At 40.0% G+C, this 11,915-nt stretch carries 13 protein-coding genes and 1 riboswitch; of the genes, 3 read left to right on the plus strand and 10 right to left on the minus strand.

From position 1 onward, the window contains the following. Positions 1-100: 100 nt before the first annotated feature. From AC1TPB_RS19725 to AC1TPB_RS19745, 5 genes are all read right to left on the minus strand, one after another. A complete protein-coding gene (locus tag AC1TPB_RS19725) occupies positions 101-934 on the minus strand; it encodes a TatD family hydrolase (RefSeq protein WP_482078098.1) in 834 nt (277 codons plus the stop codon). A gap of 134 nt (positions 935-1,068) precedes the next feature. Continuing rightward, a complete protein-coding gene (locus AC1TPB_RS19730) occupies positions 1,069-1,821 on the minus strand; it encodes an ABC transporter ATP-binding protein (protein WP_482078099.1) in 753 nt (250 codons plus the stop codon). Continuing rightward, on the minus strand, positions 1,821-2,597 hold the full coding sequence (locus AC1TPB_RS19735) for an ABC transporter permease (RefSeq protein WP_482078100.1): 777 nt from the start codon (positions 2,595-2,597) through the stop codon (positions 1,821-1,823). The genes AC1TPB_RS19730 and AC1TPB_RS19735 overlap by 1 nt, the downstream gene beginning before the upstream one ends. Then, entirely contained in the window at positions 2,587-2,889 is a 303-nt protein-coding gene (locus tag AC1TPB_RS19740) for an MTH1187 family thiamine-binding protein (RefSeq protein ID WP_482078101.1), read from the minus strand. Before AC1TPB_RS19740 ends, AC1TPB_RS19735 begins: the two co-directional genes overlap by 11 nt. 24 nt (positions 2,890-2,913) lie before the next feature. Next, a complete protein-coding gene (locus AC1TPB_RS19745) occupies positions 2,914-3,939 on the minus strand; it encodes an ABC transporter substrate-binding protein (RefSeq protein WP_482078102.1) in 1,026 nt (341 codons plus the stop codon). A 171-nt stretch (positions 3,940-4,110) separates the two neighbouring features. Next, positions 4,111-4,217: riboswitch (TPP riboswitch) on the minus strand. Positions 4,218-4,296: 79 nt separating this feature from the next. On the opposite strand from AC1TPB_RS19745, the gene AC1TPB_RS19750 reads away from it, so the two are divergent. Then, entirely contained in the window at positions 4,297-5,376 is a 1,080-nt protein-coding gene (locus tag AC1TPB_RS19750) for a glycosyltransferase family 2 protein (protein WP_482078103.1), read from the plus strand. A 104-nt stretch (positions 5,377-5,480) separates the two neighbouring features. On the opposite strand, the gene AC1TPB_RS19755 is transcribed toward AC1TPB_RS19750, so the two are convergent. After that, the gene (locus AC1TPB_RS19755; protein WP_482078104.1) at positions 5,481-6,497 is read right to left on the minus strand and encodes a S66 family peptidase; all 1,017 of its coding nucleotides are present in this window, start codon (positions 6,495-6,497) and stop codon (positions 5,481-5,483) included. Positions 6,498-6,511: 14 nt separating this feature from the next. Continuing rightward, positions 6,512-7,507: an NADPH:quinone oxidoreductase family protein gene (locus AC1TPB_RS19760; RefSeq protein ID WP_482078105.1), complete on the minus strand. Its 996-nt coding sequence runs from the start codon at positions 7,505-7,507 to the stop codon at positions 6,512-6,514. A gap of 267 nt (positions 7,508-7,774) precedes the next feature. On the opposite strand from AC1TPB_RS19760, the gene AC1TPB_RS19765 reads away from it, so the two are divergent. Continuing rightward, positions 7,775-7,903, plus strand: coding sequence for a hypothetical protein (locus AC1TPB_RS19765; protein ID WP_482078106.1), 129 nt, complete (start codon positions 7,775-7,777; stop codon positions 7,901-7,903). Positions 7,904-7,917: 14 nt separating this feature from the next. Here the strand turns inward: AC1TPB_RS19765 and AC1TPB_RS19770 are convergent, their stop codons facing one another. Beyond that, a complete protein-coding gene (locus AC1TPB_RS19770; RefSeq protein WP_482078107.1) occupies positions 7,918-9,612 on the minus strand; it encodes a glycosyl hydrolase family 18 protein in 1,695 nt (564 codons plus the stop codon). A 213-nt stretch (positions 9,613-9,825) separates the two neighbouring features. Between AC1TPB_RS19770 and AC1TPB_RS19775 the strand changes: the two genes are divergently transcribed. Further along, on the plus strand, positions 9,826-10,332 hold the full coding sequence (locus AC1TPB_RS19775) for a hypothetical protein (protein WP_482078108.1): 507 nt from the start codon (positions 9,826-9,828) through the stop codon (positions 10,330-10,332). Between the two features lie 118 nt (positions 10,333-10,450). Here the strand turns inward: AC1TPB_RS19775 and AC1TPB_RS19780 are convergent, their stop codons facing one another. Both AC1TPB_RS19780 and AC1TPB_RS19785 read right to left on the minus strand, forming a co-directional pair. Further along, positions 10,451-11,470: an HAAS signaling domain-containing protein gene (locus tag AC1TPB_RS19780; RefSeq protein ID WP_482078109.1), complete on the minus strand. Its 1,020-nt coding sequence runs from the start codon at positions 11,468-11,470 to the stop codon at positions 10,451-10,453. Between the two features lie 14 nt (positions 11,471-11,484). Further along, entirely contained in the window at positions 11,485-11,817 is a 333-nt protein-coding gene (locus AC1TPB_RS19785) for a PadR family transcriptional regulator (protein WP_482078110.1), read from the minus strand. Positions 11,818-11,915 lie beyond the last annotated feature (98 nt).

The raw sequence follows: 11,915 nt of genomic DNA on the forward strand, positions 1-11,915 counted from the left end.
CTAGTAATTCTATTATTTATGCTTTAAATGAGTAGAAGGAAACGGCTATTTATCCAATGGACAAATATTCGTTTCCTTCTACTGATTCTAGCGATTGCTTCTAAAGGTATAATCGTAATGTATTGTTGTAAACAGCCTCTGCCACAATCTGCGGAGAAATCCCTTTCAAACGAGCAATCTCATTAACGACATCAATAACCATCGTTGGTTCCGTCATCTTCCCTGCAAATGGACCTTCGAACGGCCATGGTCCATCGGTCTCTACCATCATTTGACCCAATGGGTATATGCGAACAAGTTCACGAATTTCCTCTTCGACAAATACATCAGGTGTGATGGATATATAATAACCATTCTCAATCATTCTCTTAATTGTATCCATCGGTCCCTTGAACCAATGAAAATGAACCTTTTCGATTTGATGCTTTTCGAGCAGGTCACATGTGATGCTCGCATCTTCATATACAGCATGTAATACTACCGGACGATCCAGTATTTTGGCAAATGCAAGCATTCGATCAAGAAATGCAATGTAAGGTTCTGTTGCAAATTCCCTTCCCTTCTCCCTCGCTTCAAGCGCACTATAATAAGGTAAGCCGATTTCGCCAACTGCAAATCGTTGCTTCGCATTATGGCATTCCAGCATCCAGTTCATCAGTTGCTGCTCTTCTTGCAATGTTGGCAATGGCTGCTCAGGGTGATATCCATAAGCCGGAAAAATAACCTCACCATACTTTTGAATAAGCTCATACGTCCGTTTAGATGAGAAGAGATCCATCGAAACCGCTACAATATGGTTGACTGATTGTTGCAACGAACGTTCAATGATCGCTTCACATTGTTGTTCATTATATTGCTCTAAATGAATATGCGCATCGATATACTTCAAATTTCCATTAGCCATCGTAACGTCTCCCCAAACTTTTTGTAACATCTCGAAGAACTTCTTGTAAACAAAAAGTAGCATCGAAAGCATAAGCTATTGCTTTCGAATATAACAAAACAGTATATTAACGGAAGTACGCCCCAATAGTTAGTGGAACCTAACCATTGGGGCGCACTGCCTAACTAGCTGTTCGTATGAAGTTGATCATAAATACGCTGCTTCAATTCATTAAAAGTTGGTGTACTCCATAAGTCACTTGCTCTAGGTCTGGCAAATGGCACGATGATTTCATCAACAATTGTAGCAGGCGAAGCTGACAACACTATAATGCGATCTGACAGCAATAAAGCTTCCTCGATACTATGCGTGACGAGCAATACCGAACGACGATTTTCTTCCCAGATGGAAAGTAACCATTGCTGCATATGTAGTCTAGTTAAGGCATCCAATGCACCAAACGGCTCGTCAAGTAGCATTAAAGTCTGAGGTGATAACAATGCCCGTAGAAACGAGACACGTTGGCTCATTCCTCCTGAAAGCATATGAGGATAAGCATCCGCATACTCCGCTAATCCGACTTTTTGCAGCCATTCATTCGCTTGCGTCTGCGCTTGCTGTTTACTAACACCTGCTACCTGTAGCGCCAGCGCTATATTACGTTTCACACTATACCATGGCATTAACGATGCTTGCTGTGGCATATAGGCAACATGACCGCGCTGCCCCGTTGTCTGCTGCCCATTGATCCAAACTTCACCTTCATTAATTGGCTCTAACCCACCAATAATTTGAAATAGCGTTGTTTTCCCGCTTCCCGAAGGACCAATAACAGATACAAACTCCCCTTCGTCTACACGCAGACTAATGTTTTGCAGAATTTGTTTGTCTTGTTTTTTATGTGTAAATGACTTAGAAACCCCGTTCAATTCAAGCATTAGCCTTCACTTCCTTTCTTCGGACGCCAATGAACAAAGCGCGACTCAATAAAGGAGATAATCCAAAATAGGAAAAGGCTTAGTAGTACAATTAAGAGCACCGAAGCGAACACTCGATCCGGCATATATCCTCTGGAAGATAAGATCAAGTAACTACCTAAACCAACTTTTGGTGATAACCATTCCGCTACGACTGCACTTAGTACACTATACGAAACAGCAATTCTCAAGCCACTGAATAAATTAGTAAGCGCACTCGGTAGCTCCAAATGAATAAACAGATGCCATTTCGATGCTCCGATCATACTCAAATAATTTTTAAGCTGATGATCTGCTTGAGCGAGTCCTCCCAGTGTAGCAATACATATTGGGAAGAAACAAACTAAAATAATAAGAAATATTTTCGGCATCATTCCATATCCAAGTAGCATCGTAAGAATAGGAGCAATAACAATGACAGGAATCGTTTGTGATAAGATCAATACCGGATAAAACCCTTTCCTAACAATAGGAAGAAAATGTAGCACTGCTGCAAGCACGAACCCGGCGATAGCTCCACCTGCAAAGCCAATAAGCGATAACTTAGTTGTAGCAGCAAAATGCTCCATCAAGCGTGACCAATCCGCGATCATACCTTGAAATACACCAATTGGAGAAGGAATAAGCCAACTATAGACAAGCTCCATCCTTACAATTAACTCCCAGACGATGCCAATAAATAAAAGTGTCACCACTGGGGGCCATATATTACTCCAACGAGATTGCTTATTTGCCATCCGGATATTTCTCCAGCAATCTATCCATCGATGCTCCAGCAATTGGATTATATGAAATTTTGATTTGTGATAAAGCGCCTGGACAACCAACTTCAATCATTGCCTCGTGCATACGTTGGACAATTTGCAATAGCTCTGGAAGATCACCTTCCATTGTCGTTTCCATTGGTGCAACACGGTAAGGTAGACCAGATTGCTTAATAATTGCAATCGCTTGATCTACATATGGAATGACACTTTCGCCATTATGTGTTTTCGGAATCATCTGAATACTTAATAATGCATTAGCCATTTGTAATATCCCCTTAGTATTGGTTTATTGTGGTAAAAACTCATTTGTAAATGCTGCTTCTGCATCTAGCTCGCCGTTTAACAATTCATTGCTATACATCCAATCGGCATAGCCTTTCCATACCGACAACTTCTGTTCACCAAAGCGGGGTGCATCATCCTGATATTTCGGGCTTAACCATTGTTGACTCGCTCTTACAAGCTCCGCATTCAAATCTGGCTCAGCAGCAATTAATACTTCCGCCGCATCCGCTGGATTGTCAATACTATATTGATAACCTTTCGCAACTGCCGCGAGGAATGAACGAACTAGCTCAGGATCTTCTTTAACGAGTTTTTCACCTGTTACAACAACTGGCGTATAGTAATCTAAGTTCTCATTGTATTCGTTCATATACACCATATTCAAATCGACACCACGCAGCTCAGCTTCAATACCTGTCCAAGCATAGAAAATCCATGCGAAATCAACATCGCGCTCAACTGCTGTGAAGAAGTCGCTATCACCCATGTTTACAATTTCTAATTTATCAAAATCTGCATTATCCGTTCTCATTAAAGAATCAATGATTGACGTTTCAATTGGGGAACCCCAACCGCCATAACGCATACCTTCGAATTTATTAGGTGAATCAATGCCTTTGTCCTTCTTAGATGCAAATCCCGATGTATTATGTTGAATGATCGCCGCCAATGACACAACAGGAACACCCGCTACTCTTGCTACCGTTACATTCTCTTGATAACTAATACCAAATTCAACATTGTTTGAGCCTACTGCTGCATCTGCTCCGCCTTGTACTGGAGAAATAATTTCAACTTCAAGACCTTGCTGGGCAAAATAGCCTTTATCACGCGCCACATATAACCCGGTATGATTCGTGTTCGGTGTGTAATCAAGTACGAGCTGAACCTTTCGAAGCGTCTCTGTTTTGTCGCCTGCGCCAGTCGTCCCAGCTTGATTACCTTCCTTCACCTGTTCATTGCCACATGCCGTTACTACATACAATAATGCGATAACTAATAACCATTTCAATCCATTTACTTTCATGTCTTCCTCTCCCATTCATCTCTCTAATTATGATCGTCCAAGAAGAACACGCTGATTTACATAGGTAAATAAAAAGACGCCCTTCTATAAATTAGGAAGGGCGCCGTCAATTTCGGCTGTTACTTCGCATAGAATAGATTATGTATAGTTTTCCACTATAACTTCATCTCATGCAAAAGTATGCTCTCATTCCTACGCTGGCATTATCCAGATCAGGTCACGGGTCGGAATTGGTTCATTCCCTCTCAGCCAGCTTACTAGCTCCCCAAAGCGTATTCACTTGGTCAATCTATTGGTCATTATAGCAAAGTCATTTCTCTTTGACTACCCCTTTTCATAAAATCAAAAAAAGGATGGATGAATGTGTTTACAATAAGTCTATGTATGATTGTCAAAAATGAAGAAAATGTACTTGCTCGTTGTCTTGCTAGCGTACAACAAGCAGTAGATGAAATCATCATCGTTGATACAGGATCAACAGATCGTACAAAGGAAATTGCCGCTAGTTTTGATGCAAAAGTATATGATTTTGCATGGATTAATCACTTTGCAGATGCACGTAATTATAGCTTTGAGCAAGCAACCTCTAATTATATTATGTGGCTTGATGCCGATGATGTTATTCAACCAGCAGATCTAGAACGTCTACTGCAATTAAAACAAACACCAGATTTCAATTACGATACGGTAACGATGAAATACCATCTTTCTTTTGACGATAATGGTAACCCAACATACAGTTACCGTCGCAATCGTCTTGTAAAACGAAGTAATAACTTTCGCTGGATCGGTGCCGTTCATGAGTACTTGGCAGTATCAGGTGCAAGTTTTAGCTCCGAAGTTGCCGTTACGCACCGCAAAGAGCGTCAATCTAGTGATCGTAACTTGAATATTTATTTGGCACGACATGAAGCTAGGGAACAGTTTTCTCCACGCGATCAATTCTATTTCGCTAACGAATTGCGTGATCATCAAAGATACGAGGAAGCGATTCAATGGTATGACACTTTCCTTGAAGATAATGGGGGTTGGGTTGAAGATAATGTTGCCGCTTGCTCACGTAAAGCTCATTGTTATGAAGCACTTGGTCAACGTAATCTAGCTATTATTCATCTGCTTCGTACATTGCAATATATTCCAGCTCGCCCGGACTTCTGCTGCCAGCTTGGTGCGCTTTTTGTTAATGATAGCAAATTTCAACAAGCGATTTACTGGTACGAGCAAGCGCTCTTAACTTCCCAATATACATCCGATATGAGCTTCCATAATCCAGCAACTGCGACATGGTTACCTCAACTGCAATTAACGGTATGTTATGATCGTCTAGGGAATTTGCAAAAGGCAGTTGAACATCATCGACTTGCTATGGCTATTAATCCGAATCATCCAAGTATGAAATATAATGAGAACTACTACAAGGGATTAGGGTTATTGTAGTAATTGCGAATTTCACATCATAGCAAACAGCCTTGTTTTTTCATCAAAGCAAGGCTGTTTTTGTTATTTCCAACTAGTGTATTGCTAGATCAAACTTCAATTAATTACTGCATAAAATATTGCTTTAATGACCCTCTGCCGCCCTCTACTTCTATCTCAGCATATGCTCCATTGATCAATGTTATTTGTGGTGGCATATGTCCACAATCAATATCATAAATAATTGGTATTTGTAATTCATCAGAAAGCTCTTTATACACATCTTCGATCGTATAATTGTCAAATGGTTGATTGGCGTTACTTCTGCCGAACATAACACCTGTACAATGATCAAACCATCCTGCTAACTTCATTTGAACTAATGATCTACGTACATCGGTTGTTACCAACTCACAGTTTTCTAAATACCATATGATCGGTTCATTTTCTATGTACTGGCTTTGAAAATGTTGAACATCACCGAACGGAGTACCAATCAAATGCCTTACCACATCTATACATCCACCAAGTAAACGACCTTGTAATTTAACTGAGTTATCAGAAATGACTTTCCAATAAGTTGGTTCTGTTAACTGATAAACCTCTGTGGAAGAATCCAACTGTTTCCATTCCTTTTGATAATTTGAGGATGAATGTTGCAAAATTGATTCTCCACTTCTAGTTGATAAGACAGATTGCCATTTTGCTGTCGTCTTGTCTAGAACTTCTCCTCTCAGATCAATGAAACTCGTTCCATGAGCAGTTGCAATTCCTGTTTTCAATGTAATAGCAAGTAACAATACACTTATATCAGAATACCCCATAATCCATTTACAATTAAAATTATCAAAATCAATATGTTCTAGTATCTCGATTAATAATTCTCCACCCCAAGGTGGCATTATAATGTCAATAGTAGCATCACTCATCATTTTATTGAATTCATCTGCTCGAACTTTAGCTGGTGCTGATTTTGCTTTATTTTGTGTCCAGATCGTTTCCCCACAATTAACCTTAAATCCTCTCAAACTCATACGACTACATGAAAGTTTAAGTATATCATGTAGCTCTTCTCTGACTCCTGAAGAAGGTGCGGTTATCCCAATGGTTGCTGATGCTTCTAAAACTGGATATTGGATCATCTAGACACCCCTACTTAACATAGTTTTACAAGAATTCTTCCTCGTGCTTGCCCTTTAAGTAAGGTAGGAAGCATATCCGGAAGTTGCTCTAGTGTGACCTCCTGCTGAATTAGCTCCTCTAAATTCGCTAATTTGAAGTCTGTCGCCAAGCGATTCCACACACTAAGTCGGGTGTCCATCGGGCAATATACAGAGTCGATACCAAGTAAATTAATGCCTCTTAGTATGAATGGGAGTACGGTTGTTGGTATGCTCACTCCACCAGTTAATCCACTAACAGCTACGGCTCCTCCATACTGAAGTTTACTTAGGAGTGCTGCAAGCTGCTCGCCTCCAACTGGATCGATAGCTGCTGCCCACTTTTGTTTGTCTAATGTTCTCACTTCTCCATTATAAACATCTGTACGCGATACTATTGTATTTGCTCCGATTTTTTGCAAATATTCATGTTCCGATTCTTTACCAGTACTAGCTTCAACCTCGTAACCAAGTTTAGACAAAATAGCGACGGCAAAGCTTCCAACACCACCTGTAGCACCTGTAACAAGTACTTTACCATTCTCAGGAGATACTTTATTATCTTCTAGTCGTTGAATGGATAATGCTGCAGTAAAACCAGCAGTACCAATAATCATTGCTTCTTTCAGCGTAAGACCGGTCGGAAGTGGAACAATCCAATCTGCGGAGATACGAGCAAATTCACTGTAACCTCCAAAATGTGAAACACCGATAGCATAACTAGTGGCGATCACTTCATCCCCAGCTTGAAATCTAACATCTTCAGATGAAACAACTACTCCCGCCAGGTCAATGCCAGGAACAAATGGATAAGTATTCACAATGTTACCGTTAGGAATAGTGGCTAAGCTATCTTTATAATTAACTCCAGAATAGTGAACGCGAATCAGCACTTCTCCTTGTGGCAACTCATCAAATGTTAGTGTTTTAATATCTATAGAAAATTGATCCTCTTGCTTGTTCACAACTAGTGCTTGGAATGATTGTGTCATGTTTGCACTCCTTTTAATATGTAGTCAGCAGGAGCAATACAAGATCCATTCTTGTCACATACTCAATCTGCAGTTTTTCTTTTAAGCATATCAAAAAAACTCTTGAAATGGCAACACCAATCATCAGGATGAGATTTAATAGTACTAACAACCGTTCATTACCTTTGAGCTGAAAATATGAATAAGGGAGAGGCAGCGTAATTATTATGCATACCTCTCCCTCTATTAGTTTACTTTTGAACTTCATCTTACAATAAGGTTCAAACAGTGGGCTTTCAGAACCGAGAAGATGGTGCGCTACTTGAGGGAGGAGGAAACGCAAATGTACGTTATTGGTACATGCGTACCGGACTTCCCAAGTTCGCTTCATATTCGACGCCGACTAAGCTTCGATAGCATAATCATCGTTATCAAAGTCCTCTGTTTGAACTTCCCTTACTTGATTGCTCACCAATTAACTCCCAATCTGTTGCAGTATAACTCCCCATTTGCCATAAAGAAACGCCCTTCAATTCATAAAACTTAGCAAGCCATATTTTTTTGTCAATGCTTTGCGTATCCTCATAGTACATTACATGACTGCCACGCTCATCTGCAAATTCAGCTTTCGTTAGAAAATACGGCATCGTCCATGTCTTAACGACGCTTTGCATCGCTAGTCTTTTCTCTACATCTACAATCGCTGGAATAACTGGAGATGCGGTTACGCCATTGGAAGTAATCCATTGATTAGCCTGCTTCGAAATACCTAGTACAAGCTTTTCTTTGGGAATCACTTGAAGTGCCGTTACTATCGTATCGTTCACAAGCGGCAATGGGGCTGACGGAAGCTGGCTATCGGTAAAGTCATGGGCCATCAGAATAACTGTATCCGCAAGTTTACCTATTTCCTTCAAATCATAACCTTTATAGTAATAAATCGGCGGAACAGCAACTGACAATGTATACGCACCTAACTGCTTCTTCAAATCTTGCAGAAATGCAACATAATCAGCGGAACTGTCCTCTTTCAACAATCCTTCAAAATCTATACTTACCCCCGTGAACGAGTAAGTTGGATCATTTAAAGTAGATACTAACGACTCGATAAATGCAGTCTTAGCTATTTTATCTTTAAGAAAGTCTTTCAAATTGCTATTGTCGTAAAATACCATCAGTTCCTTCGTTAATTGAGCAGAGTCGGCAGCAGTAAGAGCCTCCACATAACCACTTGGAATGACATTTACTGTTTTACTAGTCTTTGAATTTGTTTTCAAAGTTGCAACTCCAGCGCTACTATATTCCAAATGAGACCATCCGAGGATAACATCGGTAAGCTTATTCATCTGATTGATCGCACCATAGGATGAAATGGCATAAAAACCTGTAAAATCAACTTTTTCTTCCGAAACTCGCTTATCAATTAAGCGATAAATAACGGCTGCAGCCTGTTTGCGAATTAACGACTCTTTCGGCTTAAAGCCCGCTTGATCGCCTTCCATAATACCGCGACTAGCTGCGTAGTAAACATATGGTTGCATATCCATATCAATTGCAGATTGATCCTTGAAAGCCCGAACATCCCGCTCCCTCTTCCAATCTGTTGCAAGCCATTGCTGACGTACTTCTTCCTTTTCCGAATCTAGCAACGCTTTCCCTACTAGCATTGCAACCTCTTGTCTAGTAATCGTTTGCGCTGGATTGAATGATCCCTTCTGATCTAGTAAACTATCAATCCACTTATGTTCAAAGGCAACAGAAATAAACTTCGCTGACCAGCGATCCTCGGCTACCCCCGCAGGAATAGTTCCAACGGTTGCTGTTTCTAGCTGACTCGCCATAACAAGTAACTTAATAAAAGCCTCTCGGGATAGGTCAGCATTCGGACGATATGTTCGATCCTCATAACCATTAATAATTCCTAATGCAGACAATGTATAAATCGGATCTCGTGCATAATCGTTCTCCTCATCCTTGAATGGTTGCAGCTGAACATTATACGCAAAAGCACTACTTGCAAATAACATAGATAGTATTATTACCAGAAAACTCACTTTTTTCAACATAATAACCTCTTCACACTTCCTTCCTTTTTGTCCAATAGAGTTTATTCCATGTTTATTCATCCAAAATAATAGACGCAGAAAGGTAGCTCTTTGTTTCAGAAATGCTAGACCTATATTGAGTTGATAGGCTACAAGTTACATTTTCGCAACTTTACATATGATGGGATTGGTTACTTAACACCGTAGAAATCACTTTTTCTGGTGTGTTAGCAACATAATATGATGAGAATGCGTCAACTTAGAATGAAGAATTATGAATAGGAGGTTAATAGTATGAAACGTTATTTATCGGTATGCTTATTCGTTGTCATCATGACTCTGGTTGGATGCTCAAATAGTACCGTCACAACACCTGACGCCGGCATGTTCAACATTATTGTTGATACATCTACAGATTTACAAGCGGGGGAGTCCATCTTACTAACTGGGAAGCTAGTTAATCATTCCGACAGTTCTTGGGAACTTGAACATGGTGCAGCTATGTTTACTTATGATGTTTATGACAGTAATGGTGATCGTGTCTCACAAGGTGTTGAGTCACTCATAGTTGATGGGAATAAAGTTCGCATGGTTAACGATATTGGATTTATGAAATCATTACAGCCAAAGGAGCAATATAGCAATGACGGTGAAGGTCATGTTTACCCCAAAAACAATGAATATATATTACCAGCCGGAAGCTACACTATCGTTTCAAAAGCAAAGTTCAGAATCAAACATGATAGTACAGGCTATGAGTTTGAGATTGAATCCGAGCCGCTTAGTATCAAAGTTACATAATCAAAAAACCAGTCGCCGAAAAAAAATCGGCAACTGGTTTTTTTGATTGCGTATGGATCCCTTCCTCATTATCTAGAGGTCAGTTTCTAACCTTCTTATTCAATTATTGCATCTGTTATCACTTATTATTTCTCATACCGTACGCCTTCATACCAATGACAACTGTTTCAATGATTACCACGAGCGCCGCAATATAAATTAGTATTTCAGTCCAATACTGCCACATTTCACTACTCGTCTGGAATATATCACTTCCAACGAACACAAGACCAGCTTGCATCAATTCATCAAGGAATGTCATATTCCATAACGATTGATCCATCAACATAATCAATGCTAATAGGAACCACACCAGATTGAATAGAATCTGCATTAATATTATCATCTTTGTCCATCTGCCCGTTACGAGTTTGATACCCTCTTTCAATATACTGAACACTGCAAGAATCCACATAAAAGGTAGGTAACTTTGAAGGACCTCAACATTGAAGAAAGAAATTACTTTCGTCGTCTCATCGTTCAGTCTGATAATGCCAATGTATTGAGCCGAAAACGTAAACAACAACACAAATAGAATCGTAAAAATTATAGTTGTTATCGGTTGACTGCGCTTAATACGAGTTTTCTCCGTTGGAAGTGGGGGTAGATCAGCTAGCTTCCACTCCTTCTTAATTCCAGCAAGCTCCTTACGGACAGATTTGTTGCCTTTATGTTCAATGAAGAGGAAGATTAACGTGACCCAGGCAAACCCTTGCGCATATGCTGAGCTCAAAGAAGCAAAAAAGCTAATAAATGTCTCCAACCCTTCAAATGGATCCATAAAAATCTCGATAGCGAGCACACACGTCAAGCCGATCGTAATCGCGAACAATACGACTTTAAGCACAACCAGATATGATTCAATCCATTCGGGGCCAATTAAATATCTCTTGTAGCCTCTATACCCTGCTGCGAGTTCATATGGCGAACCAAGCTCATTAAGTACAGCCTCAATAATCTCCTTTTCCGTTTGTCCCTCCGACGCATGATCCTCCCGCATATCTTCAATTAATCCACGCAACTCTTTCTCAATTTCAACCCTTTGCTGCTGTGGCACCCGTTGGATAACCGCGTAAACATAGCGATCAATAATCTCCATCTTCCATCTCTCCCTTACGAATCAATTAAGCTATGCATGCTTTGTGTCAAGTTTTTCCACTCCACACATAACTGCTCGTAAACTTCCTTACCAGCCTGACTAAGAAGATAGTACTTACGGGGACGAGATTCATTCGTGTCCCATTGACTTACAAGTAGTTCTTGCTTTTCCAATCTGCGTAGGAGGGGATACAATGTTCCGGGATCAATGCTGATACCTTTCTCGTCCAATACAGAAACGAGCGAGTAACCATATTGCGGCTCAGATAATTGGCTTAGTACACTAATAATGAGCGTGCCGCGTCTTAGTTCATGCGTTAATCCATTTATTGTTTCTTGAATATTCATCAAGCGATCAACTCCTATTTTCATTATACTGTATGACACACACTATTGTGAATACCTTATTATTAAATTTTCTAAATAATTACAATAATGAGGTGTTG

It is taken from the genome of Paenibacillus sp. Y951 (genome assembly GCF_056786395.1).

Bases quoted from the DNA above. Each gene is read 5' to 3' on its own strand.
- AC1TPB_RS19725 (WP_482078098.1), bottom strand. From the start codon at position 934: ATGTTACAAAAAGTTTGGGGAGACGTTACGATGGCTAATGGAAATTTG.
- AC1TPB_RS19730 (WP_482078099.1), bottom strand. From the start codon at position 1,821: ATGCTTGAATTGAACGGGGTTTCTAAGTCATTTACACATAAAAAACAA.
- AC1TPB_RS19735 (WP_482078100.1), bottom strand. From the start codon at position 2,597: ATGGCAAATAAGCAATCTCGTTGGAGTAATATATGGCCCCCAGTGGTG.
- AC1TPB_RS19740 (WP_482078101.1), bottom strand. From the start codon at position 2,889: ATGGCTAATGCATTATTAAGTATTCAGATGATTCCGAAAACACATAAT.
- AC1TPB_RS19745 (WP_482078102.1), bottom strand. From the start codon at position 3,939: ATGAAAGTAAATGGATTGAAATGGTTATTAGTTATCGCATTATTGTAT.
- AC1TPB_RS19750 (WP_482078103.1), top strand. From the start codon at position 4,297: ATGAATGTGTTTACAATAAGTCTATGTATGATTGTCAAAAATGAAGAA.
- AC1TPB_RS19755 (WP_482078104.1), bottom strand. From the start codon at position 6,497: ATGATCCAATATCCAGTTTTAGAAGCATCAGCAACCATTGGGATAACC.
- AC1TPB_RS19760 (WP_482078105.1), bottom strand. From the start codon at position 7,507: ATGACACAATCATTCCAAGCACTAGTTGTGAACAAGCAAGAGGATCAA.
- AC1TPB_RS19770 (WP_482078107.1), bottom strand. From the start codon at position 9,612: ATGAATAAACATGGAATAAACTCTATTGGACAAAAAGGAAGGAAGTGT.
- AC1TPB_RS19775 (WP_482078108.1), top strand. From the start codon at position 9,826: ATGAAACGTTATTTATCGGTATGCTTATTCGTTGTCATCATGACTCTG.
- AC1TPB_RS19780 (WP_482078109.1), bottom strand. From the start codon at position 11,470: ATGGAGATTATTGATCGCTATGTTTACGCGGTTATCCAACGGGTGCCA.
- AC1TPB_RS19785 (WP_482078110.1), bottom strand. From the start codon at position 11,817: ATGAATATTCAAGAAACAATAAATGGATTAACGCATGAACTAAGACGC.